The organism is Cellulomonas endometrii (genome assembly GCF_949769265.1).
Lineage (GTDB): Bacteria > Actinomycetota > Actinomycetes > Actinomycetales > Cellulomonadaceae > Cellulomonas > Cellulomonas endometrii.
The window spans coordinates 40,274-65,912 of record NZ_CATKPC010000014.1 but is presented as its reverse complement, the minus strand read 5'-3'; the positions used below and the strand labels follow the sequence as shown (position 1 = coordinate 65,912).

The window sequence follows — 25,639 nt, the reverse complement described above, 5'->3', positions numbered from 1 at the left end:
ACCGTATCGCCCCTCGGGACCACGTGACCGGCGAGGTCGGCGACGGGGCGCCCGCAGCCGGAGCACGTCACCCGGACGGAGCAACGCACCACCCTGCGAGAATGCCGGGGTGTCCTCGCTCAGCGCCACCACGCCCGTCCTCGACCCGCCGGTGCTGCCCGCCGGCCACGACATCCGCCTGATCGCGTCCGACATGGACGGCTCGCTGCTGGACGAGCGCGGGCGCGTGCCCGACGGCCTGTGGCCCGTGCTGGACGAGCTGGACCGCCGCGGCATCGCGTTCTGCCCCGCGAGCGGGCGGCAGTACGCGAACCTGAGGGAGCAGTTCGGGGACCGCGGCCGCGACCTGGTCTACATCGCGGAGAACGGGGCCTACGTCGTCCAGGACGGCGCGGCGCTGTCCACCGACCCGCTGCCGGCCCCCGAGGTGCCCGTCGTCATCCAGCGGGTCCGGGACCTCGCGGCCGCCGGCGGTGACGTCGGCATGGTGCTGTGCGGGCAGCGCGCCGGCTACATCGAGCGGGGCGACGGCGCGTTCGCGGAGCACGCCGCCCGGCACTACGCCTGGCTCGAGCAGGTCGACGACCTCGCGGCCGTGGACGACGTGGTCCTGAAGATCGCGGTGTTCGACTTCGGCTCGGTCGAGGAGGCCACGGCGCCCGCGTTCGCGGACCTCGCCGACCGGCTGCGGGTGGTGGTGTCCGGCCGGCACTGGCTCGACGTGATGAACCCGGACGCCGACAAGGGCCACGCGCTGCGGCGGGTGCAGGAGCGGCTGGGCGTCACGCCCGAGCAGACGATGGCGTTCGGCGACTACCTGAACGACACGGGGCTGCTGGACGCCGCGCACTGGTCGTTCGCGATGGACAACGCCCACCCCGACGTGCGGGCCCGCGCCCGGTACGTCGCGCCGGCGAACAGCCGCAACGGCGTCGTGCGGACCATCGCCGCGGCGCTGGGGATGACGCTGCCGGAGTGAGCCGGGCGGCTCACCAGCCGTGCAGGACCGGCGCCTCGCCGGGGAACGCCTCGAAGACCGCGCGCTCGTCGGACGTGAACGGGCGCGGCTCGTGGGTCTCGCGGTCGAGCTGCACCATGCGGGAACGCGCCCGCAGGTAGACGGGGGGATCGGCCCCGGGGGCCGGGGCCGCGCTGCCGCCGTCGTCGTCGACCTGCGGCACGTCGACCACCTCGTACGCGAAGTCCACCGACGACCGCCCGATCCGCGGGATCCACACGTCCACCGCGATCGGCGCGGGCCGGAACGACAGCGGCGCGAGGTACTCGATCTCGTGCTTGACCACGACCAGCAGCGAGTCCGTCGGGCGCCCCGCGGGGTCCACGCCCATGGACGGGAACAGCGCGAACCGGGCGTCGTCGAGGAAGCGGAGGTACGCGGCGTTGTTGACGTGCGCGAACAGGTCGACGTCGGACCACCGGACCTGCATCGTCACGCGTCCGCGCCGGGCCGGGGTCGGGGCGGTCTCGGTCACCCGCTCAGCGTAGGTCGGGCGAGCCGGTCGTCGCTCCCGTGCCGGGCGACCGGGTCACCGCCTCGGCGGCGATCGGCCCGGCGCCGACGGGACCGACGACGGCAGGACCGGCTGCGACGCGCGCGACGGCGGCCGGCACGCGCCCGCGACGCCGGAGCCGCCCCTGCGCCAGCAGGATGCCCAGCAGGACGAGCACGGCGCCGGCGGGCTCGTGCCACCCCAGCCGCTCGTCCAGCACCAGCACCCCGAGCGCGACGCCGACGACCGGCGTGATGTACGTGACCGTGCTGGCGGCCGTGGGGCCCCAGCGCAGCAGCACGTTGACGTTCCACAGGTAGGCGACTCCCGTGCCCAGCACGCCGAGCACCACGAGGCTCCCGACGATCTGCGGCGTCAGGTCCACGGGAGAGGCGACGACCACCGGCGTCAGCAGCAGCAGCGCCACGGCGCCGAACCCGACCTGCAGGAAGGCGGTGGTCAGGGCCGGCACGCCGCGGGGGGTCACGAACCGCCGCAGGTACGCGAAGGTGACCCCGTAGCAGAGCGCCGCCCCGAGGCACGCGAGCTGCCCGGCGGCCTCGTCGAGCGAGCCGGCGCCCGACGCGAGCTGCCACGGCGCGATGATCACGACGACACCGGCCAGCCCGACCGCGACGCCGACGAGCCGGTCCCGGGTCAGCCGCTCGACGCGGAACGCGAGCGTGACCATGAGCGCCGTCATGAGCGGGGTGGTGGCGTTGTAGATCGAGGCGACGCCGGACGAGACGTGCTGCTCCGCCCACGCGAACAGGCTGAACGGTATCGCGCACCCGACCACGCCGAGCACCGCGAAGTGGCCCCAGAGGGCGCGGCTGCGCGGCAGGGGCGCGCGGGTGACGAGCACGACGGCGCCGAGCGCGACGGCACCGAGCACCAGCCGGGTCCACACGATCTGCAGGGGCGTGGTGCCGTCGAGCGCCACCTTCATGAACAGGAAGCTCGCGCCCCACACCAGGCCCATGGCGACGAACTGGGCCACGGTCGTGGCGCCCGGACCTGCGGCCCGGCCTCGCGTCTGATCGGTCACCGGGGCAGCGTACGGCCCGCCGCCGACACGGTTCTGGCGGGTTCGCGACGTCGCACCGGCGTGCGCTCAGCCGTCCGCGGCGGCGCGCAGCGCGGCGATGTCGAGCCGGGTCATGCCGAGCATCGCCTGCATGGCCCGCTGCGCGCGCCCGGGGTCCGGGTCGCCCAGCAGCTCGTCGAGCGCCGTCGGGACGATCTGCCACGAGAGCCCGTACGGGTCCTTGAGCCAGCCGCACTGCGACAGCTCCCCGCCGCCGGCGATCAGCCCGTCCCACAGCCGGTCGACCTCGTCCTGCGTCGTCACGGAGACGTAGAACGAGAACGCCTCGGTGAACCGGAACTGGGGGCCGGCGTTGAGGGCCTCGACCGGCAGCCCGTCCAGCTCGAACGACACCGACATCACCGTCCCGGCCATGTCGCCGGGCGCGCCGTCGGGGTAGGTGCGCGTCGCGGTCACGCGGGAGCGCGGGATCAGCGACGTGTACAGCGCCGCGGCCTCCTCCGCCTGGTCGTCGAACCACAGGAACGGGTGCACGCTGGTCTGCACGGGAGGCCTCCTCGACTCGGTGCGGTCCCGGCCAGTGTGCCGCTCGGCGTCGCCCGCGTCACCGCCCGCGCTGGGTGGAGAGCCGCCGGGCCGTGACGACCGTCGGCGCGACCACGGCCGCCGGCAGCAGGAACGCGAGGGCGAGGCCCGGCCCGTCCGCGAGGAGCCCGACGGCGACCGCCCCGAGCACCGCGCCGGCGTAGTTGAACAGGTTGACGCGCGCCACGACCGCGTCGACCCGCAGGGGGTCGAGCTCCCCCGCGGCGGAGAACGCCAGCGGGACGAGCGCCCCGACGCCGATCCCGACCACCGCGAAGCCGACGACCGCCGCCGCGGTGCTCGGCACCAGCGCCACCAGCACCAGCCCGAGGGTGGCGGCGAGCGCGGTCGCGGCGACGAGCGGGCCCCGGCCCGTGCGGACGACGAGCCGGTCGCCGACCAGCCGCGTGACGAGGATCGCCGCCTGGTACGCCGCGTAGCCCAGGGGCGCGACGGCGGCGGACGCGAGCAGCACGTCGTGCAGGTAGACGGTGCTCCACGTGCTGACCGCCGAGTCGGCCACGAAGGCCGCGAGCACGACGGTGCCGACCAGCCAGATCCCGCGGGCCGGCAGCGGGCCGCGCCCGGCCGGGTCGGGCACGGGGGCCGGCCCGGCGCCCGGGGCCGCGAGCGCCAGGTCGGACGCCACCAGCCTGGCCCGTCCGAGCACCAGCGCACCGGCCAGCGCCACCGCCGCCACCACGAGCGCGCCGGCAGCGCCCGGCGCCCCGGCACCCCCGACGAGGGCCGACATGACCAGCGCGCCGGCGACCGCCGCGGCCGTGTAGCAGGCGAAGAACCCGGACATCACCGGGCGCCCGTACCGGCGCTGGACCAGCACCCCCTGGATGCCGCCCGCCGCGTCCACCATCCCGAGCCCGATGCCGTAGACCGCGAACCCGGCGACGAACGGCCCCGTCGCCGCGCCCAGCGCGATCACCGGCAGGGCGACCGCCTGGAGCGCGAGCCCCAGCAGGACCGCCGCGCGGCTGCCCCGCCGGGCCGCCACGCGCTCCGCCCCGACCGAACCCGCCGCGGCCCCGACGCAGACCAGGAGCACGACCAGCGACACGGCGGTGTCGTCCATGCCCTGCCGCTCCTTGAACGCGGGCAGCGCCGTGACCACGGTGGCGTAGCCGAAGCCCTGGGCGGCGTACGCGGCGGACACGGCCACCCGCGCCCGCACGGTCGCCCCGCCGGGTGCCGGGGGGCGACCGGCGGGACCGCCGGGGTCGGGCGCGGCGCTCGGGGCGGGTGCGGTCGTGGTCTCGCTCGGGTCGTCCATCGGTGCGCCTCGTCTGCTCGGGGCGGCACGTCGTCGGGCCGTCGGGTGGGGTGGTGCCGGTCAGCCGTCGAGCTCGGGGTGCCGCGCCCGCACGATCCCGAAGGCCTCGTGCGCGATCTCCACCGTCCGGGCGACGTCGGCGGACGTCAGCGCGGCGTTGATGAAGTGGTTGTGGTGCGAGGTGAGGAACACCCCGCGCTGCACGCACTCGGCGACCCACTCCTGGTGCAGCATCAGCGAGTCGTCGTCGGCGAGGCGCAGGTAGAACAGCGCGGGCGCCCCCGACGCCACCAGGTGCAGGCCGTGGTCGGCGGCGGCCGCGACCAGCCCGGTGGTGAGCTCCGTGCCGAGCCGGTCGAACAGCGCCGGGGCGTCGAGCGCCTGCAGCTTGCGGAGCGTCGCGATCCCGGCCGCGAACGGCACCGCGCTCATCCAGTACGACCCGGTGTAGGACAGGCTGCTCACCACGTCCTTCAGCGACTCGCGGCCGCACAGGGCGGACACGTTGTAGCCGTTGGCCAGCGCCTTGCAGAAGCAGATGAGGTCGGCCCGGAACCCGAAGTGGTGGTCCGACCCGGCGAGGTCCAGCCGGAACCCGGCCCGCACGTCGTCGACGATCAGCACCACGCCGTGCTCGTCGCACAGCCGCCGGACGCCCTGCCAGAAGCCCGGGCTCGGCAGCCGGTTGTCGACGAAGTTGCCGTGCATGTACGGCTGGGCGATCAGGCCGGCGACCTCGCCGCGGTGCTCGGACAGCAGCCGCTCCAGGGCAGCCAGGTCGTCCCACGGCGCGTACAGGTTGTGGGCGACGTCCTCCTCCAGGACGCCGGGGTAGTCGAGCTTCTGCGACCACGGCGCGACCCCGTGGTAGAAGCCGTCGAAGAACACGATCTTCTTCCGGCGGGTCGCCGCGCGGGCCGTCATCACCGCCAGCGTCGTGGTGTCGCCGCCGTTCTTGGCGAAGAACGCCCAGTCCGCGCTGGCGACGGTGTCGACCAGCAGCTCCGCGAAGTCGATCATCACCGTGGAGGGCAGGGTGACGACGTCCTCGAGCCGGCCCTGGGCGGCCGCGGCCGCGGCGACGTCCGGGTCGTTGTAGCCGAGGACGTTCGGCCCGTACCCGCACATGTAGTCGAGGTACTCGTTGCCGTCGACGTCCCAGAACCGGGTGCCCTGCGCCCGCTGCGAGAACAGCGGGAAGGCGGTCGTCGGGATGTAGCACCCCTCGGCGGGCCCCTGGTGGCCGTAGATCCCGGACGGGACGACGCGCAGCGCGCGCTCGAACGCCTCGCGGCTCTTCGCGTACGTGTACGGCGTGGTGGGGGTGGTCGTGGTCATGCCGGGGCTCCATCTGCGAGGTAGTGGCCGACGCGGTCGAGGATGCGGTTGACGTTGTCGACCATCGAGACGGTGCCGCGCATCGCCATCCGGCCGTCGCCGAGGCACGCGACCGCGCTGACCCGGCCCGCGAGCAGGGCACCGGCGGTGTCGAGGTCCGCGAACGTCAGGGCGGCGCGCGGCCGCGGGGAGCGGTCCGGCAGGAACGTCATCCGGTGGCCGGCGGTCCGCAGCGTCCAGTCGACGGCCCCCGTGACCTCGAGCGCGACGTCCCCGTCGGGGATCAGGTGGGCGCTGAACCGCCCGGAGCGGTCCTCGTTCGCGAGCTGCGCGGCGGCCGCCGCCGCGACGTGCAGCGTGAGCGCGGTGCTGGTGGCGCGGAACGCCGGGTCCGCGAGGTCCTCGGCCGACGGCCGCAGGTACCGGGCCAGCAGCTCCGTCAGAGGGGCGAGCACGCGGAGCAGGAACGGCACGCGGTGGAACCCGGTCACCGGGACCGGGCGGGCGGTGCCGTCGACCACCCGGTTGAACGCCTCGGGGCTCGCGAACGGCAGGACGACGGTCGCGACCGTGCGGTCGGGGACCACCCGGACGTCCCCGCCCGAGAACGCCAGCACGCCGCGCGGGCCGCCCCGCACGACGAACGCCAGCGACACGGGGCGCGGGTCGACGGCCAGCACCGCGCGGGCCTCGGGCACGCGCCGGACCAGCTCGGGCAGCGTGCCGAGCACCGCGTAGAGGTTGACGTACGCCGCGGCGCGCGGGTCGGTGTCAGTGAGCACGGGACTCCTCCTGGTCGTGGTCCGGCGCGGACGCCGCCGGTTCGGCGAGCGCCGCGAGCGCCCGGGCCGCGAACCGCGCGGTCTCCCGGGCGGCCGCCGTGTCGCGGTCCGCGAGCCACGCGGTCGTCAGCCCGTCGGTGACCATGACGAGCGCGCGGGCCGCCTGGTCCAGCGGCACGGTCCAGCGGCTGCCCGTCGCGTGCGCGGCCGTCGCGAGCGTCGCGCGGGCGGACTGGTGGTAGACGGCGTACTGCGCGACGAGCGCCGCCCGCTGGCCGCCCGTCCGCATCGCGTACAGGGCCAGCTCGAGCAGCGCCTGCTCGCGCGCGGGGTCGGCCGCGACCAGGTCGACGAACCGCTCCAGGCCGTCGCGGATGACGTCCTCCAGGCCGGGCGGCTCGGCGGCGTCGGGGGTCGGGACGACCGGCAGCAGGCCGGACTCCGCGGTGCGCCGCTCCTGGTCGGTCACCTCCGCGATCACGGCCTCCATCAGGTGCTCCCGGGACGGGAACGCGTAGTGCAGGCTCGCCAGGGACATCCCGGCCTCCGCGACGACCGCCCGGGTCGTGGCGCCCGCGACCCCGTCCCGCGCGATCACCCGGATCGCGGCGTCGATCAGCGAGCGCCGCCGGTCCTCCACGGCCATCCGGGGCACGTCACTCACCCCCCGCGAGCCGGCCCGCCACCGCCAGCACGAGCCGCCGGGGCACGACGCCCGCGAGCGCCGCGGTCACGCGGTTCCGCACCCCGGCGACCACCGAGGGCGGCGGGGAGCGGCGGTCCAGCGCGCGGAACGCCACGTCGACGATCTGCGGGACCGTCAGCACCTGCCCGATCCGGAACCGCTCGGAGCCGGCGACGCCGAAGAACTCCGTCTCGGCCGGTCCGGGTGCCAGGGCCAGCACCCGCAGCCGGCCGTCGCGGTGCTCCTGCCAGACGGCCTCGGTCAGCGACCGCACGTAGGCCTTGGTCGCCGCGTACACCGCGAACGAGGGCCCCGGCTGGTACGCGGCGGTGCTGGCGACGTTGACGAGGATGCCGCGCCGGGACGCCGCCAGGTCCGGCAGCAGCAGCCGGGAGAGCAGCGTCAGGGCGGTGACGTTCACCTGGACCTCGGCGGCGATCCGCTCCGGGTCGGCCTCGGCGAACGGGCCGTACGTGCCGAACCCGGCGCTGTTCACCAGGGCGTCGACGAGGACGCCCCGGCTCCGCAGCTCCGCGACCAACGCGTCCGGCGCCGCGGGGTCCGCGAGGTCGGCGGGCAGGACGGTCGACCGGGCCCCGTGGTCGGCGGCCAGGCGGTCGGCGAGCTCGGTGAGCCGGTGCTCCCGCCGGGCGACGAGCACGAGGTCGTACCCGCGGACGGCGAACCGGCGGGCGAACTCGGCGCCGATCCCGGACGAGGCGCCTGTGACGACGGCGACGGGCCGGACGAGGTGCGCGGTGATGGCGGGCTCCTGGAGCTCGGACGACTGGGTCGGGCGACCCAGTCGGACTATGGCAGGACCGAGGTCCCGGCCGCCACGGATCCCGGCAGCCGTAACGCAGGGTTTACGCCGCGTGGTCCGTGCGGGTGGTGTCAGCGCGACGTCAGCGCCGTGTGAGCGGCGCCGCGCAGGATCGGCGACGTCAACCACGGGAGGACCCACCATGACCACATCCACCCCCGCGCCCTGGGCCGTCGAGGCCCACGGGCTCGTCAAGACCTTCGGCGACAACCGGGCGGTCGACGGCATCGACCTGCAGATCCGGACGGGCGCCGTCTACGGGTTCCTCGGCCCCAACGGTGCCGGCAAGACCACGACCATCCGGATGCTCGCCACGCTCCTGCGCCCCGACGGGGGCACCGCGACCGTCTTCGGCCGCGACGTCGCCCGGGAGGCGCAGGCCGTGCGCCAGCTCATCGGCGTGACCGGCCAGTACGCGTCGGTCGACGAGACCCTGTCGGCGACGGAGAACCTCGTGCTGTTCGCCCGCCTGCACGGCCTGTCCCGGCGCGACGCACGCGCGACGTCCGCCGCCCTGCTGGACGAGTTCGGCCTCGCGGAGGCCGCGTCCCGCCCGCTGCAGAACTTCTCGGGCGGGATGCGGCGGCGGCTCGACCTCGCGGCATCGCTGATCTCGCGGCCGCCGCTGATCTTCCTGGACGAGCCCACCACCGGCCTCGACCCCCGCACGCGCCTGCAGATGTGGGACACGATCCGCCGCCTCGTGGCCGGCGGGTCCACCGTCCTGCTCACCACCCAGTACCTCGACGAGGCCGACCAGCTCGCCGACCGGATCGCCGTCATCGACCGCGGCCGCCTGGTCGCGGAGGGCACCGGCGCAGAGCTCAAGGCGTCCGTCGGCACCGCGCGGCTGCAGGTCGGGCTCGCCGACGAGGCGGACGAGCCGGAGGCGCTGCGGATCGCCCGGCAGCTGCTGGGCGTGGAGCCGACCCGCACCCCCGACGGCCGGCTGTCCGCGCCCGTCCCGACCGCCGACTCCGCGGGGGACGTGCTCGTCGCCCTGCGGTCCGCCGGCATCCGCCTGCGCGACGTCGGCGTGCAGCAGCCCTCGCTCGACGAGGTGTTCCTCACCCTGACCGGCCACCCCGTCGCCGCCCCCACCGAGGAGAAGGCAGCATGACCACGCTCACCACCGCCCCGCGCACCGGCACCCGCCCGGCGCCCGTCACCGACCCGCACGCCCTCGCGCGCGCCGCGTCCACCCGCGTCCCGCTCGGCACCACGGTCCGGCAGTGCCTGACCATGGGCTGGCGCGGCCTGCTCAAGGTCCGGCGCACGCCCGAGCAGCTGTTCGACGTCACCCTGCAGCCGATCCTGTTCACGCTGATGTTCACGTACATCTTCGGCGGCGCCATCGCCGGGGACGTGTCGTCCTACCTGCCGTTCTTCATCCCCGGCATCCTGGTCCAGACCGTCATCACGACGTCCGTCGTGACCGGTGTCCAGCTCCGTGAGGACATGGACAAGGGTGTGTTCGACCGGTTCCGGTCGCTGCCCATCGCGCGGATCGCACCGCTCGCCGGCGCCCTGCTCGCCGACACCGTCCGGTACGCCATCGCCACGGTCCTGACGTTCGTCATGGGACTGATCATGGGCTGGCGCCCGGACGGCGGGACGCTCGGCGTCGTGTCCGCGGGGCTGCTGGTCGTCGTGTGCGCCTGGTCGATCTCGTGGATCTTCGCGTTCTTCGGCGTCATCGCCCGCTCCGCGAGCTCGGTGCAGGGCATCTCGATGATCGTGCTGTTCCCGCTCACGTTCGCGTCCAACGCGTTCGTCCCCGCCGACACGCTTCCCGGGTGGCTGCGGTCCTTCGTCGACGTGAACCCCGTGTCGCACCTGGTGACGGCCGCACGCGACCTCACCACCACGGGGTCGTGGACGCTCGACGCCGTCTGGGCGCTGCTCGGCGCGGGCGTCGTGGTCGCGGTGTTCGCGCCGATGACCGTGCGGGCGTACATGCGCCGGGCCTGATCGCGCCGGGGCGGCGCCGGGTCGGCGGCGGGGACGGCGGCGGGTCAGCCCGTCGTCGTCCCGCCGGGCGCCGTCCAGGTCCCGTGCAGGAGGTCCACGGCGCGGGCTGCGTCCGCCCCGGTGGGCAGCGCGGCGGCCTGCGCGTACGCGCGCCCGACCGTGTCCTCGCCGTAGCGGACCTCCGCGAGCGCCCGGTGCCTGCTGCGCTCGAACGCCGGCACGTCCTGCCGGGAGCCCACCCGGTCGGCGAGGGCCAGCAGCTCCAGTCCCGCCGGGTCCTGCGGGGCGACCGCCACCCGCCAGGCGCCGACCCCCAGCAGGAGCGAGCCGAGCACGGGCCGGTCGGTGAACCCGGGTCCGTACACGTCGGCGGCCCGCACCCGGTCCGCCACGGCCGTCAGCGCGGGCTCGTCCGCGCGGCCCTCGAGGACGTGCGCCGCCAGGCACGCGCCGGACGCGAGCAGCAGCCACGGGTCCATCCGCGTCCGGCCCGGGTCCGTCCGCGCCAGGAGCGCCCGGTACCGCGCGAGCGCCTCCTCGGACCGGCCCCGGCCGCGGTCCGCCTCCGCCAGGCCGAGCTCGGAGAGCATCTCGGCGTCCCGGACGTCGGTCGCGGACCGGGCGACCCTCCGGAAGACGCGCTCCGCGCCGTCCCAGTCCCCCGTCGTGAGCAGCGTCAGCCCGTGCACCTGCTCGAGGTTGTCCGCGAAGGCCGCGGTGACGGGGTTGTCCCCGAGCCCGGCCGTCTGCTCCACGAGCGCCTCGCGCGCGACGGCGACCCAGTGCAGGGCGTCGCGCGGGCTCAGGGCCTGGCTGTAGCCGCCGGCGAGCGAGACCGCCGCGAGCACGCGCGTCCAGGTGTCGCCGCTCGCCACGCCCAGGTCGTAGGACTCCCGCGCGAGGGAGATCGCCGCGGCGACGTCCCCGCCGTTGTCCGCGAGCGACCAGCCGGCCAGCAGGGCCAGGCGCCGGCTGGGGAGGTCGGAGGACGCGCGGGCCGCGGCGAGGATCTCCTCCAGCGCCCCGGCGTCCGCGTACCGCTCGACGACCTCCACGAGCATCCGCGTGACCGGCCGCAGCGACCCCGCGGCCGCCGCGCGCCGCAGCACCAGACGGGCCCGCGCGCCGGACCGGAGGTCCCCGAGCAGCAGCTCCGTCCCCGCCAGCAGCACGAGCGCGACGACCGCCGGCTCGACGTCGCCCTCGGGACGCCAGCCGTTGGTCGCCTCGAGCACGCCGCGCTGCACGTCCTCGAGCTCCGCGTGCGCGCCCTGCGTCAGCCACCGCAGGGCGACCACCGCGTACACCGCGAGCACCGCGTCGGGCCGTCGCGTCCCCCCGGCGAGCTCGGCGCGCAGCACCGCGACCAGGTTGTCGTTCTCCACGTCGCCGAGCGGCTCCATCAGCACGCGCTCCGGGCTCTCCGCAGCGGCGAGCACGGTGGCCGCCACGTCCCGGGCCCAGCCGAGCGCGGCGTCCCGCACCAGGTCGTCCTCCCCGGCGGCGTGCGCCTCCCGGCGGCCGAACTCCCGGACGGTCTCGAGCATCCGGTAGCGGACGGCGCCGGTCCGGTCCTCCTCGACCCGCAGCAGCGACTGCGTCACGAGCGCGTCGAGGTCGTCCAACAGCGCGTCCTCGGTCGCCTGCCCCGCGAGCACCGCGAGCGCCGCCGGCAGCCCGAACCCGTCGGGGAACACCGCCGCCCGCCGGCACAGCGCGCGCTGCCGCTCGGTCAGCAGGTCCCAGCTCCACGCGATCACCGCCCGCAGGGTCCGGTGCCGCTCCGGCGCGCCGGCCGCGCCCTGGACGAGCAGCGCGAACCGGTCCGACAGCCGGCGCTCGATCTCGGCGACCGTCAGCGACCGCGTCCGCGCCGCGGCCAGCTCGATGGCCAGGGGCAGGCCGTCCAGCCGCGCGCACAGCCGCTCCACCACGTCGCCCGGCAGCGCGGCACCCGGCCGGACCGCCGTCGCGCGCTCCGTGAACAGCCGTACCGCCGCACCGGGCGCGCCGTCGGCGTCCCGGACCGGCAGCGGCTCCAGCGGGTGCACGCGCTCGCCCTGCACCCCGAGCGGCGCACGGCTCGTGGTCAGCACCTGGACCGAGGGCAGCGCCCCCACGACCTCGGCCACCCACGACGAGACGCCGTCGAGCACGTGCTCGCAGTTGTCGAGCACCAGGAGCGTCGGCTGTTCCCCGAGCCGGTCCTGCACCCGCTCGGGCAGGCTGCGAAGCCGCGCGTCCGTCACCCCCCGGCGCGTGGCCGGCTCGGGGATGCGCAGGGCGACGGCCAGCGCCGGCAGGACGTCCGGGTCGTCGCGGACCGACGCCAGCTCGGCGACGTACACCGCGGGGTACCGGTCCGCCGCGCGGCGCGCGACCTCCTGCACGAGGCGCGTCTTGCCGAGCCCGCCGGTGCCCAGCACCGTGACCGCCCGCGCGGTGCCGAGCAGCTCCTCGACCGTCACCACGTCGGCGTCGCGGCCGATGAGCACGTCCGGGGCGGCGCGCAGACCCGGCACCGGGGCCCTGCGGCGATCCGCGCGGCGGGTCGCCGGCGGGCCGGACGCCGACAGCAGCTCGACGTGGAACGCCGCCACCTCGGGCGACGGGTCCGCGCCGAGGTCGTCGCGCAGCCGCTGCCGGTACGCGGCGAACGCGACGACCGCCTCGGTCGTCCGGCCCGCCGCGTTCAGGGCCCGCATCCGCAGCAGGTGCGCCCCGTCGTCGAGGGGCGCCAGCGTCACCAGGTGCTCGGCGGCGGGCACGGCCTCGTCGTCGCCGAGCTCCAGGAGGGCCGTCGCCCGCACCCGCGAGAGGTCGCGCCGCACCGCGTCCGAGCGGGCACGGAGGGCGTCCGCGAGGTCCTCCGACGACGCGCCGGTGCCCGGTTCGCCCGCCCACAGACCGAGCGCGACCCCGCCCTCCCGCGCCGCCGCCCCGTGGTCCCCGGCGACCAGCGCGTCGTGCGCGCGCACGGCGGAGTCGGCGGCCCGGAACAGGTCAACGGTGCTGCGGTCCAGGCCCAGGGCGTAGCCGGCGGGCGTCGACACGACGAGCCCCGGGTGCGCCGCGCGCAGCCGCGACACCAGGGTCTGCAGCGCGGCGCGCCCAGACGCCGGGGCACCGTCCGGCCACGTCTCGTCGATCGCGCGCGCCGCGCTCACCCCGCGGGGCTCCAGCACCAGCGCGAGCAGGAGGTTCGCGCCGAGCCCGGTCACGGGCGCGAGCCCTTGGCCGTCCGGCGTGCGCGCGCGGACCTGACCGAGGACGGCCAGCCGCAGCGGCTCGGGCGCAGGACCAGGCACCGCGGCAGTCTAGGTCGCGCAGGGGCCGGGGCGGGGGGACGTGCGCCCGGCGGTCACCGCCCCGCGCACCCCACGCACGTCCGGGCGGTCGGGAGCGCCTCGAGGCGGTCGGCCGGGATCGGCCGGCGGCACCGCGTGCAGGTGCCGTACGTGCCGCGCTCCAGCCGGTCGAGTGCGGCGTCGACGTCGGCGATCCGCTCGCGCATGTCGTGAGCGAGCGCGTCGAGGATGCGGCGCTCGTAGGCGATGGTCGAGCCCTCGGGGTCGTGCTCGTCGTCGGTGACGGACTCGCGCGCCGCGGAGACGACGGCCTCGCGCTCGGCGCCGGTGCCGGCGAGGCGGGCCAGGGCCTCGCGCCGGCGCTCGTGCAGCACCGCCGCGACCCGCTCCCTGTCGATCGTCTGCCCCATCGAGCCAGTATCCGCCGCGGGGACCCGCGCGTCATCCGGCCGTCACACGGCGGGGCTAGCCTGCCCGGGTGCCCGAGATCGCCGCCCACGCCCGCACCGTCCCGGCCTCCGGCATCCGCCGCATCACCGAGCTCGCGTGGTCCCTGCCGGGTGCCGTGGTGCTCAGCGTGGGTGAGCCGGACCTGCCGACCGCCCCGCACGTGCTGGACGCCGCGCGCGACGCGCTGGCCCGGGACGACACGCGGTACACGCCGAACGGCGGGATCGCCCCGCTGCGCGACGCCGTCGCCGCGTGGCTGGACCCGGAGCACGCGCTGCCGGTGCGCCGGGACAACGTCTGGATCACCGCGGGGGGCGCGCAGGCGCTGCACCTCGGCCTGAGCCTGACGGTCGGTGCGGGCGACGGCGTGCTCGTCCCCGACCCGGGGTACCCGCCGTTCACGATGGCGACGCACCTGCTGCAGGCGCAGGCCCAGCCGTACGCGCTCCGCCCGGAGGACGGGTTCCTGCCGGACCCGGCGGTCGTCGAGGCGGCGATCACCGACCGCACGCGCGTGCTGCTGCTGAACTCCCCGTCCAACCCGCTGGGCACGAGCCTGCCGGAGGACCTGGTCGCGGCGCTGCTGGACGTCGCCCGCCGGCACGACCTGTGGGTGCTGTCCGACGAGTGCTACGCCGCCTTCACCTACGACGTCCCGCACGTGCCGGCCGCGCGGTTCGACACCGACGGCCGCGTGCTGACGCTGCACACGTTCTCGAAGACCCACGCGATGACCGGGTTCCGCGTGGGCGTGCTGGTGGTGCCGGACCGGATGGCGCCGCTGATGCCGACGCTGCAGGAGTCGGTGGTGTCCTGCGTGAACACCCCCGCCCAGTACGCGGCGCTGGCGGCGCTCACCGGCCCGCAGGACGCGGTGGCGGCGGCCCGGCGGACGTACCGGGAGCACCGGGACCTCGCGACCGGCATCCTCGACGCGCGCGGCATCCCGTGGCTGCCCGCGACCGGGGGCATCTACCTGTGGGCGGACGTGTCGCACGCCTCCGGCGGGGACGTCGCGGCGTGGGTGGAGGACCTGGTCCGGACGGAGGGCGTCGCGCTGGCGCCCGGGTCCGCGTTCGGGCCGGCCGGCGAGGGCTGGGTGCGCATCTCCCTGACGGCGAGCGCCGCGGACCTGCGGGCCGGGTTGTCCCGGCTGCCGGCCAGGACGGCCGCCGCGGCCGGCTGACCGGCTCCCGCGCTGCTCAGTGCCGCGCGAGGGCCGCCTCGAACTCCGCCAGCACCGCGGGCGAGAACAGCACGAACCGCACGAGGTCGACGGGGTCGGTGTCCGCGTGCGCGGCCGCCCAGCCCCGCACGGCGTCCGTCGCGACCCGCGCCACCTCCCGCGCCGGCCAGCCGTAGACGCCGGCGCTCACCGCCGGGAAGGCGACGCTGCGGGCGCCGAGCTCCGCGGCGACGTCGAGCGACCGCGTGAAGCAGGACCGCAGCAGCGCGGGGTCGGTCTGCCCGGCGCGCGCGTCCGGCCCCACGGTGTGGATCACCCAGCGCGCGGGGAGCCGGCCCGCGGCGGTGGCGACGGCCTCCCCGGTGGGCAGGCCGTCCGGGAGCGTCGTGCGCCGCAGCTCCCGGCACGCGGCGAGCAGGTCCGGCCCCGCCGCGGCGTGCAGGGCGCCGTCGACGCCCCCGCCGCCCAGGAGCGAGGAGTTCGCGGCGTTCACGACGGCGTCGACCCGCTCGGTGGTGATGTCTGCGTGCACGGCCTCGATCTGCATGGGGCCATCGTCGCGCGGACGAGCCCGGGCCGCCCTACCGTGAGCAGCGACGACGACCCACCCGGGAGGACACCGTGACCGAGCCCATCCCCTCCGACGCGCCCGTGCACGACGGCCGCGAGGACGTCCCCGAGCTCGAGTACGACGAGACCGTGCCGCCGCGCCCGGAGGAGGAGGTCGCCGACGTCGCGCGCGCGGTCCCCGACCCGGCCGGCCACGGCGAGCCGGAGCTCGGCGGCGGGGACGAGGCGCGCCTGCACCCCTGAGCGCCGGCGGCCGGTGGTTCACCCCCACGGCACGCCGCGCCGCCGCAGCGCCGCGCGCGCCGGGGTGGGGCATGCTGTCGGCGTGCAGATCCGGCGGGTGCAGGAGGACGACTGGGAGGTCGTCCGGGACGTCCGCCTGCGTGCGCTCCGCGAGGATCCCGGCGTGTTCGGCTCGTCGCTCGCGCGCGAGGAGATGTTCGGCGAGCCGCACTGGCGGATGCGCGTCCGGGGCGCCGCGACGTGGGTCGTCGACGACGAGGGCACCCCCCGCGGGCTGGTCGGGATGATCCAGGAGCCGGGCTCCCCGACCTCCGACCGGCACGTCGTGCAGCTCTGGGTCGCCCCGGAGGTGCGCCGGCGCGGCCTCGGCTGGGCGCTCCTCGACGCCGTGAAGGCGGCGGCCCGCGCGGAGGGCGCCGCGACGGTGTCGCTGTGGGTCGTGGACGGCAACCACGCGGCGGGCGACCTCGTCGTCCGGGCCGGCTTCGAGCGGACCACCGAGCGGCACGCGCTGACCCGGGACCCGTCCCAGGTGGAGGAGCGGCTGGTCCTGCGGCTCGGCTGACCGCGCGGCAGGCACCCGCTCTCGCGGCTCAGGCCGGCTCGGGCGCCGACTCCAGCAGCAGCGTCACGGGCCCGTCGTTCACCAGCTCGACGGCCATGTCGGCCCCGAACACCCCGGTCGCCACGGTCAGCCCCCGGGCTCGCAGGTCGGCGACCACCGCGTCGACCAGCGGCTCGGCGACGGGGCCCGGCGCCGCGGCGTTCCACGTGGGGCGACGGCCCTTGCGCGTGTCGCCGTAGAGCGTGAACTGGCTGACCACGAGGACCGGCGCGCCGGCGTCGACGGCCGACCGCTCGTCGCGCAGGATGCGCAGCTCGGCGATCTTCCGGGCGAGGTGCTGGACCTGCGCCGGGCCGTCACCCGGCGTGACCCCGACGAGGACCACGAGGCCCTGGCCGTCGAACGACCCGACGACCTGGCCGTCCACCGTCACCGACGCGCGGGTGGCCCGCTGGACCACCGCCCTCATGCCGAGGGCCCGCCGGGTCCGAACGCCGGCACGACGGCACCGACCGGCTCGCCGTGCCCGAGCACCGGCGTCGTCCCCAGCGCGTCGAGCGCCGCGAGGTCCACGCCCGGGACGTCCGCCGCGCCGGCGACCCGCAGCGCCGCGGCGAGGACGGCGGGCCGCGGCCGGCCACCGCCGTCCGTGACCTTGAACGCCACGGCGGACCCGTCCCGGAGCGCGGCGGCGTAGACGCCGTCCGCGCCGTCCTTCGCGACCAGGCCGGGGACCGCGCGCATCGCCCGCGTGACGTCGCGCGCCGCGCCGCCCACGAGCTCCGGGTGGCCGGACATGGCCGCGGCGACCAGGGCCGGCGGCGTCCCCGGGTCCTCGACGGGCGCCGACGCGATCCGAGCGAACGCCCGGGCGAGCCCGATCAGCGTGGTCGAGAACAGGGGGGCGCCGCAGCCGTCGACGGTGGTGTGCCAGGCCTGCTGCCCGGTGAGCTCCTCGATCGCCGCGCGGCAGGCGACCTGCACCGGGTGCTCGGCGTCCAGGTAGCCGTCGGTGCCCCAGCCCGGCTCGTCGGCGTGCGCGACGCAGGTCGCCAGCATCGCCGCGTGCTTGCCGGAGCAGTTCTGGGCGACCGGCTCGGGGCCGTGGCCGTCCTGCCGCCACGCGAACGCGGCGTCCGGGTCGAGCGGCAGGTCCGGGGTGTTGTCGAGCGCCGACTCGTCCAGGCCCGCGGCCAGCAGCGTCTCCCGGACCACCCGCAGGTGCTCGGGCGTGCCGTCGTGGCTCGCGCAGGCGAGCGCCAGGTGCGGCCCGTCGAGCTCGACGCCGGCCCGCAGCATCCCCACGGCCTGGAGCGGCTTGAGCGACGACCGCGCGAGCACGGTGACCTCCGGGTCGCCGAGGGCCAGCCGCACGTCGCCCTCCGGGCCCAGGACCACGAGGTGGCCGAGGTGGACCGACTCCACGAGCTCGCCGCGGACCACGCGCGCCAGCGGCACGGCGGCGGACGCGACGTCACCGGACCGGGCGGCCGCTGCCGCGACGACGGCCGCCGCACCGGGCGTGCCGTGCAGGCGCTCGGCCAGGTCCGGGCCGCCGGGACGGATGCCGGGCACGCTCACCACCCGCCGCGGGACGGGCCCGTGCCGCGGCCGCGGCGGCGCGAGTGCGGGCCGATCGCGGGGCGCACGTCCACCAGGTAGACGATCGCCGCGACCGCGCTGAGCAGGTCGAGGAACATCGGCACCCCGCCGATCCCCAGCGGCGGCGGGACGGCGAGGAACGCCACGACCACCGCGATGACGAGGATGATCGTCCAGATCTGCTTGGTCTGCTTGCCCGCCGCCGAGAACGCGGTCGCGGGCCGGCGCAGGGCGTCGACGAGCGCCCACACACCCAGGCCGAGGATGACGAGGCTGAAGGCCAGCAGCAGGAGCTGCTGCGCGGAGGCGAAGATCACGCGCCGAGCCTACGGGGCGCCGGAGCTCAGATCTCGGGGAGCGCCTCGCGCGCCGTGCGGCCGTCGACGCCGCTGGCCTCCAGCAGGTCGACCACGAGCGACCGCAGCAGCAGCACGAGGCTCTGCGCCTGCCAGTCGTCGCGCGTGAGCGTGAACGGGTCGAGCTCCGCGGCGAGCGCCAGCAGCTCCTCCCGCGACCGCAGGGGCTCGGTGCCGCTGCCGAGGGCCCCCGCGAGGGCGTCCGCGGCGAGGGCCACGCGGTCGACGGCGTCCGCCACCGGCCCGAGGTCGTGGGGCTGCTCGGCCTCGACCGTGGCCAGCGACCGGCGGGCCAGCACCCGGGCGTTGCGGACGGCCCGGTCCACCCGGACGGCGGCCTGCCCGACCCACGCGAGCTCGGTGCGGTGCCGGCGCGCGCGGGGCGACACCCGGCCGAGGTCCCGCGCGGCCGAGGCAGCGTCCCGCCACTCGTCGAGCGCCGGCTGCGAGGCGCGCCCGCGGATCAGCGCGTCCTGGACGTCGTGCGACGAGCCCGACCGCAGTCCCCGCGCCAGCAGCCGCAGCATCCCGGCCAGCTCCTCCACGGCGGCCCGGCCCTGGGCGCGCGGGCGCCGGCGCGGGTCGCTGGGGGTCAGCGCGGCGACGGCGATCGCGACCAGGCCGCCGACGAGCGCGTCCGTCCAGCGCCCGACGGGCCCGCCCGAGGCGCTGACCGCGGGCAGCCCGACGATGACGATGGCCTGCACGCCCGCCTGGGTGGTGAGCATCGGGCCCCGGTCGAGGAACCGGGCGATCAGCGCGGAGACCCCCAGCACCAGGCCGACCTGCCACGGCCCCGTGCCGATGCCGTGCACGACGAGGTCGCCGAGCGCGACGCCCAGCGCCACGCCCACCGCGAGCTCGGCCACCCGGCGCAGGTCCCGGTCCGCGGTGAACCCGAGGGCGATCCAGGCGCTGACCGGGGCGAAGAACGGCGCGCTGTGCCCGAGCACGTAGTACCCGATGGCGTACGCGACCCCGGCCGCGATGACGGCCTGCAGGACCGGCACGAACGCGGTGCGCACCCGGGACCAGCCCTGGCGCGCGCGGGCGCCGACCTGCACGCGCACCGACGACGGCCCGCGCGTGGTCGGCGAGGTGGCCGCTCCCGTCACAGCATCGGGTGGCCGCCGAGGCCGCGCGTCAGCGGCCCGTGCGCGGCGGGGCGGTCGGCGGAGACGCCGTCCCCCGGGACCACGGTCTCCTGCCCGGCGGTGATCGCACCGCCGTCGCAGTCCACGACCACGTCGACGTCCACCGGCGCGGAGCGCTTGACCACCGCGAGCGCGACCGGCCCCAGCTCGTGGTGCCGGACGAGGCTCGTGACCCGGCCGATCTCGCGGCCCGGCTCCCCGGTCGTCAGCAGGTCGCCGAGGTCGCGCACCGCGGCGCCCGGCTCGGGCAGCAGGTGCCCGGAGCCGTCGAGGTGCAGCAGGACCAGGCGGCGCGGCGGCCGGCCCAGGTTGTGCACCCGGGCGACCGTCTCCTGGCCGCGGTAGCAGCCCTTGTTGAGGTGCACGGCCGTCCGCAGCCAGTCCAGCTCGTGCGGGATGGTCCGGTGGTCGACCTCGCGGCCGAACCGCGGGCGCCACGCCTCGACGCGGACGGCCTCGCTCGCCCAGGTGCCGACCAGGGGCCAGCCCGCGGCCTCGCGCGCCCGCACCGCGTCCACCAGGCCCGCGCGGGGCACCAGCACGAGCCGCCAGACGCGGTCCGCGCCGGGGTGCTCCTCGTCGGGCACGCCGTACCGGGTGCCGCCGGGCAGCGTCCGGGGCCACGGGTCGCGCCAGGTCACCGGCTCGTCGGCCGTGCCCTCGGCGCCGACCGGCTCGCCGATCGCGGCCCAGTCGTCCGTGACGTCCGCGACCTCGACGCGCAGCATGAACCGCATCCGGTCCAGCCACGCCGCGAGCGCCGGCGCGGTCTCCGTGATCAGCCAGGTCGCCTCGCCGTCGTCCACCACGGCCGCGGCGTGCTCGACGTGCCCCTGCGGGCTGAGCACCAGCGTCTCGGTGGACGTCCGCGGCGGCAGGTCCGTCAGCTGCTGCGACGTGATCGAGTGCAGCCACGACAGCCGGTCCGGGCCGGTGACGCGCACGACGCCGAGGTGCGACTGGTCGACGACGCCGCCGCCGCGGGTCAGCGCGCGCTGCTCCGCGGTGGGGTCGCCGTAGTGCCAGGCGACGCCGGCGTCCGGACCGGACGCCGCGACCGCGCCGTGCCGGGAGAGCAGGGGGCTGCGGTGCCGGGGCTCGACGGGGCCCGGGGCCTCGGGCTCCGTGCTCGGGGTGGCGGCCTCGGCGGTCACGTCACTCCGCCACGCGGCTGAGGCGCGCCGAGGCGTAGGACTGCAGCTCGTGGCCGAACGCGGCGAGGTCGTGCGCCCACATGAGCTCGCCCTGCACCAGGCCGTACAGGCGCTTGCCGGCCGTGACCTCCGCGCCGGTGGCCGTGCGGGCGATCAGGTCGCTGACGAGGTCGATGCGGCCGTTGCCCGTCGCCCCGACGTACACGGCGACGTGCCCGGAGGGGTCGGCGAGCAGCAGCTCGACGGGGTGCAGCTCCGAGCCGAGGCCCTCGGGCCGGTCCGGCGGCACGCGCCAGTAGCCCTGCTCGGTGGCCCACACGGCGCCGTCGTCGCCCGCGTCCGGCACCGGCTCCTGCGCCGGGGTGCCGTCCGCGTCGGCGAGCGCGGAGGCGTCGTCCGGCGCCTCGACGAGCCGGATGGTCGACGTGTAGGAGAGGTAGGGCCCGCCGTCGTGGTCGATCACCACGTCCTGCGTGAACGCCGTCTCCTCGATGCCCGGGTACCCGACGACGCCCTCGCCGTGCCACCGGCCGACGAGCCAGGCCAGCGGGTACATCTCGGGCGCGAGGCCCTCAGGGAGGGTGAACGCCATTCGATGCCCTTCTTCCTCAGCGCTGTCCCTTGAACAGCCGGTAGACCACGAAGAATGCGAACCAGCCGATCGTGATCGTCGCAGCGACGAGCAGACCGATGAACACGATCTCGAGTGCCTGCATGCACCGATCCTAACGACGGAAACCCCGTGCGCCTTCCCGGCCCGCCCGGACCGGCCCGGGCCCGGGGCCCGGCGCGGGCCCGGACGGTCACGGACTGCGCCCCGCGCACGGGACTGCGCCCGCTGCAGGGGGCGCAGTCCCGGCGGGCGGGCGCAGTCTCTGCGGGCGGCCGGCGGGACGCCGCCGTCAGGCGGCGGGGTCAGGCCGGGCGGTGGAGGCGAGCGCCCAGGAGGTACAGCTCGCAGCCGAGGCACAGGCCGAACACGGCGTTCAGCACCGCCGCGACCAGCGCGAGGGCCGCCGCGACCGGGACCGCCGCACCGACGCCGAGGAGCGCCAGCAGCACGCCCGCCCCGGTGATGACGAGCCCGACGAGCTGGGCGAACCGCGGCGGGCGCGGGTCCTCGAGCTCGGTCGGCGGGGCCAGGCGGGGCCGCACGAGCGCTCGGAACAGCAGGCCCTGCACCGTCCCCTGGGCGCCGCGGACCGCCCCGAGCGCGAACAGCGCGGCGACGACCGCGAGCGCCACCGTCCCCGCGGCGCCGGGCAGCAGCAGCACGACGACCAGCAGGACGGCGGTGACGGCGGCGCCGAACCGCGGCCCGCGCGGGTCGATGCCCGCCGGGGCGCCGGCGGGGCTGAGCGGGGCGGGGCCCGGCGGGGGTCGTGCGGGGCGGGGTGCTCATGGCGGTCTTCCACGGGACGCGGGCGGGTGGGGCGGGGACGGGCGATGGCGGGGGCCGGGCCCGGCGGGCGGGGGCCGGGCGAGGCCGGGCGACGGCGGGGCCGGCGGGCGGGGCCCGGGACGACGGCGGGTGCCGGACGAGGACGGCCGCCGGCGGCGGGGCGGTCAGCGCGCGGCGACCGCGCCGGGACACCGCTCCAGCGCGTCGAGCGCCTGCGCCCGGGTCGTCCCGCCCGACAGCCGGCCCCGGACGGTCCCCGCGGCGTCCAGCACGAGGACCGTCGGGGTGCGGAGCACGTCGAACCGCCGCACGAGGTCCATCCGCTGCTCGACGGGCAGCTCGACGTGCACGAGGTCCGGCCGCTCCCGCGCGAGGGCGCCGAGCGCCGCGGCGGTGCGCCGGCAGGGGGCGCAGACCTCGGCGGAGAGCTGCACGAGGGTGGCGGTGCGGCCGAGCGTCACGCCCACGTCCTGCGCGGTGAGCCGCTCGGCGTCGGCGACGGGGACGTACCGGCCGTCGCGGGCGCGCCAGGCGAGACCGGCGGCCACGGCGACCGCCAGCACGGCGAGGACGAGCAGCACGCGCAGCTCCATGTCCCCCACCCTGGTCGGTCCGGCGGGACGCGCGGGCCTCAGCCCACCAGCACGCGTCCGACGACGTAGACGAGGATGCCGGTCACGGCCACGGGCAGGACAGCCACCGCCCAGCCCGCGAGACGACGTTCCAGGACGGGCATCCGGTCGAACAGGACGTCGCCCGCCGCGACGAGGATGCCGACGGCCGCGCCGAGCAGCACGCCGGACACGACGCCGACGGCCGGCAGGGCGGCGCCCGCGACGAGCCCGCCGGCGACGGCGGCGCCGACGGTGGCACCCGCAGCCGCCCAGCTCCGCAGGGGCAGCGCGGTGACGGCGGACCCGACCGCGAGCGCCACGGCGCCCGTGACGACGACCGCGTCGCCGGCCGCCGTGCGCTCGGCGGCCAGCCAGCCGGCCGCGCAGACCGGCACCAGCGCACCGGAGACGGTGCCGGCGACGGACTCGACGAGGCGCTCGCGCCCGTCCCGCCGGGCGAGCTCCGCGACGAACGAGGCGAGGACCGCCCCGGCGAAGACCGCGGGCACGTCGCCGAGCAGCGGCTCCGCCGTGGTGACGTGCACGACCGCGACCGCCGCGATCCCGGCCAGCCCGACGACGGCGGCACTGTGCACCCGCGCGGGAAGCCCGGCGACCAGGGGCCAGCCGAGGGCGAAGACCAGGGAGAGGACGACGAGCAGCGCGGCCAGGACGACCCCGTCCCGGCCCGCGACGGACACGCCGCCCAGCACGCCGGCGACGGCGACGAGCGTCGCCAGGACCGCCGTGGTCACGGCTCTATTCGACGCAGGCACGGGCGCCATCCTCTCAGACCCGGGGGGCCGCCCCGCATCGTCGCCGACCCGTCCCGCGGCCGGCCGCGGTGGCGCGCGACTCCCCCCGTCACATCCACGCGGTACCGTGTCCCCCAATTCGGACGGGGAGGAGGGTCGCTGCGTGGCCGATCTGCTGCTGCTCACACCCGCGTCCGGCGGGTCGTCCCAGGTGCTGCCTGCGCTCGGGCTGCTGTCGCACCGCGTGCGCGTGCTCCCGGTCGAGCCGTCGGCCCTCGTCGACGCCCCGGACGCCGACATCGTGGTGCTCGACGCGCGCCGCGACCTGGTGACCGCGCGGACCACCTGCCGGCTGCTGCGCGCGACGGGGCTGACGGTCCCGCTGGTGCTCGTGCTCACCGAGGGCGGCCTGACGGTCGTCACCGCGGAGTGGGGCGCCGACGACATCGTGCTGGAGAACGCGACGCCGGCCGAGGTCGAGACCCGCTTCCGCCTCGTGATCGAGCGGGCGGCCTCCTCGCAGTACGACGACGCGCCGCAGGAGATCTCCTCCGGCGAGCTGATGATCGACGCCGGCGGGTACACCGCCCGCCTGCGGGGCCGTCCGCTCGACCTCACGTACAAGGAGTTCGAGCTCCTCAAGTACCTGGTTCAGCACCCGGGCCGCGTGTTCACCCGCGCCCAGCTGCTCCAGGAGGTCTGGGGCTACGACTACTACGGGGGCACCCGGACGGTCGACGTCCACGTCCGCCGCCTGCGCGCCAAGCTCGGCCCCGAGCACGAGCAGCTCATCGGCACCGTGCGGAACGTCGGCTACCGCTTCGACCCGCCGAAGGACCGGCGCTCCGGCGACGCCCCGGGCTCCGGCGCGTCGTCCCCGACCGAGGTCGCAGCCGACGTCTGAGGCGGTGCTCGCCTAAGATCGTCAGCGGTGTGCCGGGAAGTCTGGTCGGCGTCCTCGTCGTCGACCCCGGGAGCAGCCCCGTGACCAGCACCACCCCCACGCCCCCCGGCGCACCGCGCCGCCTGTTCGCCGCCCTGACCCCGGGCGGCGAGCGGAACCTCCTCGACACCCTCCGCGGCGAGCGCACCGGCGGGATCCTGCTGCTCATCGGCGCGGTCGTCGCGCTGGTCTGGGCCAACTCGCCCTGGGCGGCGTCCTACACCGCCGTGTCGGAGACGGTGATCGGCCCGGCGGCGCTGCACCTCGACCTCAGCGTCGCCGGCTGGGCGACCGACGGCCTGCTGGCCATCTTCTTCTTCGTCGTCGGCGTCGAGCTCAAGCGGGAGATCGTCACCGGCGAGCTCCGGGAGATCGGCACGGCCGTCGTCCCGGTGGTGGCGGCGGTCGGCGGCATGGCCGTGCCCGCGCTGCTGTACGTGCTGGTCAACGTCGTCGCCGCGGAGGGAGCGCCCGCGGGCTGGGCGGTCCCGACCGCGACGGACATCGCGTTCGCGGTGGCGGTCCTGTCCGTCGTCGGCCGCAGCCTGCCGTCGTCGCTGCGGGCGTTCCTGCTCACGCTCGCCGTGGTGGACGACCTGCTCGGCATCATCGTGATCGCGGTGTTCTACACCGACGGCCTGCACCTGGTCTGGCTCGGGGCGTCCCTGGTCGCCGTCGCGCTGTTCGCGGTCCTCGTGCGCGCGCCCCGGCCGGGGGTCGCGGGGCACGCGGCCCTGCTGGTGCTCGCCGCCGGCGCCTGGGCGCTGATGCACGCCTCCGGGGTGCACGCCACGATCGCCGGGGTGCTGCTCGGCCTCACGGCGCCGGCGGTCGCCCGCGCCGGCGAGCGCGAGAGCGTCGCCGAGCGGCTGGAGCACCGGTGGCGTCCCGTGTCCGCGGGCTTCGCGGTGCCGGTGTTCGCGCTGTTCGCGGCGGGTGTCGTGCTGTCCGGGGAGGCCATCGCCGCGGCGGTCGGGGACCCGGTGGCGCAGGGCGTCGCGCTCGGGCTCGTCGTCGGCAAGCCGCTCGGCATCCTCGCCGCGACCTGGCTGGTCGCCCGGTTCACGCGCGCGTCGCTCGCGCCGGACCTGCACTGGCGGGACGTCGCGGCCGTCGGGCTGCTCGCGGGCATCGGGTTCACGGTCTCGCTGCTGATCGGGGAGCTCGCGTTCGGCGCGGGCAGCCCGCACGACGAGCACCTCAAGGTCGCGATCCTCCTCGCGTCCACGACCGCAGCGGTCCTGGGCGGCGTCGCGCTCGCGCTGCGGGACAGGCAGCACCGGGAGCGGGCCCTGACGCGGTAGGTTCG

The 25,639-nt window shown here is 76.8% G+C and carries 28 protein-coding genes; 8 read left to right on the top strand and 20 right to left on the bottom strand.

Going from position 1 to position 25,639, the window contains the following annotated elements; all coding sequences use genetic code 11:
• Window positions 1-109 precede the first annotated feature (109 nt).
• Window positions 110-979 (top strand): Cof-type HAD-IIB family hydrolase, encoded by an 870-nt coding sequence (locus QNH85_RS14675; protein WP_282947567.1) that lies wholly within the window; start codon window positions 110-112, stop codon window positions 977-979.
• A 10-nt stretch (window positions 980-989) separates the two neighbouring features.
• On the opposite strand, the gene QNH85_RS14670 is transcribed toward QNH85_RS14675, so the two are convergent.
• The 8 genes from QNH85_RS14670 to QNH85_RS14635 form a co-directional block, all read right to left on the bottom strand.
• Window positions 990-1,493: an acyl-CoA thioesterase gene (locus QNH85_RS14670; RefSeq protein WP_282947565.1), complete on the bottom strand. Its 504-nt coding sequence runs from the start codon at window positions 1,491-1,493 to the stop codon at window positions 990-992.
• Window positions 1,494-1,497: 4 nt separating this feature from the next.
• Window positions 1,498-2,493 (bottom strand): DMT family transporter, encoded by a 996-nt coding sequence (locus tag QNH85_RS14665; RefSeq protein ID WP_282947630.1) that lies wholly within the window; start codon window positions 2,491-2,493, stop codon window positions 1,498-1,500.
• Between the two features lie 132 nt (window positions 2,494-2,625).
• The gene (locus QNH85_RS14660) at window positions 2,626-3,105 is read right to left on the bottom strand and encodes a VOC family protein (protein ID WP_282947563.1); all 480 of its coding nucleotides are present in this window, start codon (window positions 3,103-3,105) and stop codon (window positions 2,626-2,628) included.
• Between the two features lie 58 nt (window positions 3,106-3,163).
• A complete protein-coding gene (locus tag QNH85_RS14655) occupies window positions 3,164-4,429 on the bottom strand; it encodes an MFS transporter (RefSeq protein WP_282947561.1) in 1,266 nt (421 codons plus the stop codon).
• Window positions 4,430-4,489: 60 nt separating this feature from the next.
• A complete protein-coding gene (locus QNH85_RS14650; RefSeq protein WP_213282897.1) occupies window positions 4,490-5,767 on the bottom strand; it encodes an aminotransferase class III-fold pyridoxal phosphate-dependent enzyme in 1,278 nt (425 codons plus the stop codon).
• A complete protein-coding gene (locus QNH85_RS14645; RefSeq protein WP_282947559.1) occupies window positions 5,764-6,549 on the bottom strand; it encodes a hypothetical protein in 786 nt (261 codons plus the stop codon). Before QNH85_RS14645 ends, QNH85_RS14650 begins: the two co-directional genes overlap by 4 nt.
• Window positions 6,539-7,195, bottom strand: a complete 657-nt coding sequence (locus tag QNH85_RS14640; RefSeq protein ID WP_282947557.1) for a TetR/AcrR family transcriptional regulator — start codon at window positions 7,193-7,195, stop codon at window positions 6,539-6,541. Before QNH85_RS14640 ends, QNH85_RS14645 begins: the two co-directional genes overlap by 11 nt.
• A gap of 10 nt (window positions 7,196-7,205) precedes the next feature.
• A complete protein-coding gene (locus QNH85_RS14635; protein WP_282947628.1) occupies window positions 7,206-7,997 on the bottom strand; it encodes an SDR family NAD(P)-dependent oxidoreductase in 792 nt (263 codons plus the stop codon).
• Between the two features lie 202 nt (window positions 7,998-8,199).
• Here QNH85_RS14635 and QNH85_RS14630 point away from each other — a divergent pair, with 202 nt between their 5' ends.
• Together QNH85_RS14630 and QNH85_RS14625 are read left to right on the top strand one after the other, a co-directional pair.
• Window positions 8,200-9,177 carry an ATP-binding cassette domain-containing protein gene (locus QNH85_RS14630; protein WP_282947555.1) on the top strand — a complete coding sequence of 326 codons (978 nt, stop codon included), beginning with the start codon at window positions 8,200-8,202 and terminating at the stop codon, window positions 9,175-9,177.
• Window positions 9,174-10,028 carry an ABC transporter permease gene (locus tag QNH85_RS14625; protein WP_282947553.1) on the top strand — a complete coding sequence of 285 codons (855 nt, stop codon included), beginning with the start codon at window positions 9,174-9,176 and terminating at the stop codon, window positions 10,026-10,028. The genes QNH85_RS14630 and QNH85_RS14625 overlap by 4 nt, the downstream gene beginning before the upstream one ends.
• 44 nt (window positions 10,029-10,072) lie before the next feature.
• Here the strand turns inward: QNH85_RS14625 and QNH85_RS14620 are convergent, their stop codons facing one another.
• Together QNH85_RS14620 and QNH85_RS14615 are read right to left on the bottom strand one after the other, a co-directional pair.
• The gene (locus tag QNH85_RS14620; protein WP_282947551.1) at window positions 10,073-13,336 is read right to left on the bottom strand and encodes an ATP-binding protein; all 3,264 of its coding nucleotides are present in this window, start codon (window positions 13,334-13,336) and stop codon (window positions 10,073-10,075) included.
• 53 nt (window positions 13,337-13,389) lie between these two features.
• Window positions 13,390-13,746, bottom strand: coding sequence for a TraR/DksA family transcriptional regulator (locus QNH85_RS14615; RefSeq protein ID WP_282947549.1), 357 nt, complete (start codon window positions 13,744-13,746; stop codon window positions 13,390-13,392).
• A 68-nt stretch (window positions 13,747-13,814) separates the two neighbouring features.
• Here QNH85_RS14615 and QNH85_RS14610 point away from each other — a divergent pair, with 68 nt between their 5' ends.
• On the top strand, window positions 13,815-14,972 hold the full coding sequence (locus QNH85_RS14610; protein WP_282947547.1) for a pyridoxal phosphate-dependent aminotransferase: 1,158 nt from the start codon (window positions 13,815-13,817) through the stop codon (window positions 14,970-14,972).
• A gap of 16 nt (window positions 14,973-14,988) precedes the next feature.
• On the opposite strand, the gene QNH85_RS14605 is transcribed toward QNH85_RS14610, so the two are convergent.
• Complete coding sequence (locus QNH85_RS14605; RefSeq protein WP_282947545.1) at window positions 14,989-15,519, bottom strand: O-acetyl-ADP-ribose deacetylase; 531 nt, start codon at window positions 15,517-15,519, stop codon at window positions 14,989-14,991.
• Between the two features lie 74 nt (window positions 15,520-15,593).
• Here QNH85_RS14605 and QNH85_RS14600 point away from each other — a divergent pair, with 74 nt between their 5' ends.
• Window positions 15,594-15,785: a hypothetical protein gene (locus QNH85_RS14600; RefSeq protein ID WP_282947544.1), complete on the top strand. Its 192-nt coding sequence runs from the start codon at window positions 15,594-15,596 to the stop codon at window positions 15,783-15,785.
• An 82-nt stretch (window positions 15,786-15,867) separates the two neighbouring features.
• Entirely contained in the window at window positions 15,868-16,350 is a 483-nt protein-coding gene (locus QNH85_RS14595) for a GNAT family N-acetyltransferase (protein WP_282947542.1), read from the top strand.
• Between the two features lie 28 nt (window positions 16,351-16,378).
• Here the strand turns inward: QNH85_RS14595 and dtd are convergent, their stop codons facing one another.
• The 9 genes from dtd to QNH85_RS14550 form a co-directional block, all read right to left on the bottom strand.
• Window positions 16,379-16,819, bottom strand: a complete 441-nt coding sequence (dtd, locus tag QNH85_RS14590; RefSeq protein WP_282947541.1) for a D-aminoacyl-tRNA deacylase — start codon at window positions 16,817-16,819, stop codon at window positions 16,379-16,381.
• On the bottom strand, window positions 16,816-17,883 hold the full coding sequence (locus QNH85_RS14585; RefSeq protein WP_428830420.1) for an asparaginase: 1,068 nt from the start codon (window positions 17,881-17,883) through the stop codon (window positions 16,816-16,818). The genes dtd and QNH85_RS14585 overlap by 4 nt, the downstream gene beginning before the upstream one ends.
• 44 nt (window positions 17,884-17,927) lie before the next feature.
• Window positions 17,928-18,269, bottom strand: a complete 342-nt coding sequence (locus QNH85_RS14580) for a DUF2516 family protein (RefSeq protein WP_282947540.1) — start codon at window positions 18,267-18,269, stop codon at window positions 17,928-17,930.
• A gap of 26 nt (window positions 18,270-18,295) precedes the next feature.
• The gene (locus QNH85_RS14575; protein WP_282947538.1) at window positions 18,296-19,423 is read right to left on the bottom strand and encodes an FUSC family protein; all 1,128 of its coding nucleotides are present in this window, start codon (window positions 19,421-19,423) and stop codon (window positions 18,296-18,298) included.
• A complete protein-coding gene (gene ygfZ, locus QNH85_RS14570) occupies window positions 19,420-20,616 on the bottom strand; it encodes a CAF17-like 4Fe-4S cluster assembly/insertion protein YgfZ (RefSeq protein ID WP_428830417.1) in 1,197 nt (398 codons plus the stop codon). The genes QNH85_RS14575 and ygfZ overlap by 4 nt, the downstream gene beginning before the upstream one ends.
• A 1-nt stretch (window position 20,617) precedes the next feature.
• Entirely contained in the window at window positions 20,618-21,208 is a 591-nt protein-coding gene (locus tag QNH85_RS14565) for a heme-binding beta-barrel domain-containing protein (protein ID WP_282947536.1), read from the bottom strand.
• Between the two features lie 323 nt (window positions 21,209-21,531).
• Window positions 21,532-21,948, bottom strand: coding sequence for a DUF4395 domain-containing protein (locus tag QNH85_RS14560; RefSeq protein ID WP_282947621.1), 417 nt, complete (start codon window positions 21,946-21,948; stop codon window positions 21,532-21,534).
• Between the two features lie 234 nt (window positions 21,949-22,182).
• Window positions 22,183-22,611 (bottom strand): TlpA family protein disulfide reductase, encoded by a 429-nt coding sequence (locus QNH85_RS14555; protein WP_282947534.1) that lies wholly within the window; start codon window positions 22,609-22,611, stop codon window positions 22,183-22,185.
• Between the two features lie 38 nt (window positions 22,612-22,649).
• Entirely contained in the window at window positions 22,650-23,387 is a 738-nt protein-coding gene (locus QNH85_RS14550; protein ID WP_249669422.1) for a hypothetical protein, read from the bottom strand.
• Between the two features lie 163 nt (window positions 23,388-23,550).
• Here QNH85_RS14550 and QNH85_RS14545 point away from each other — a divergent pair, with 163 nt between their 5' ends.
• Both QNH85_RS14545 and nhaA read left to right on the top strand, forming a co-directional pair.
• Complete coding sequence (locus QNH85_RS14545; protein ID WP_282947532.1) at window positions 23,551-24,291, top strand: winged helix-turn-helix transcriptional regulator; 741 nt, start codon at window positions 23,551-23,553, stop codon at window positions 24,289-24,291.
• 80 nt (window positions 24,292-24,371) lie between these two features.
• Window positions 24,372-25,634, top strand: coding sequence for a Na+/H+ antiporter NhaA (gene nhaA, locus QNH85_RS14540; protein WP_282947530.1), 1,263 nt, complete (start codon window positions 24,372-24,374; stop codon window positions 25,632-25,634).
• The last annotated feature ends 5 nt before the right edge of the window (window positions 25,635-25,639 follow it).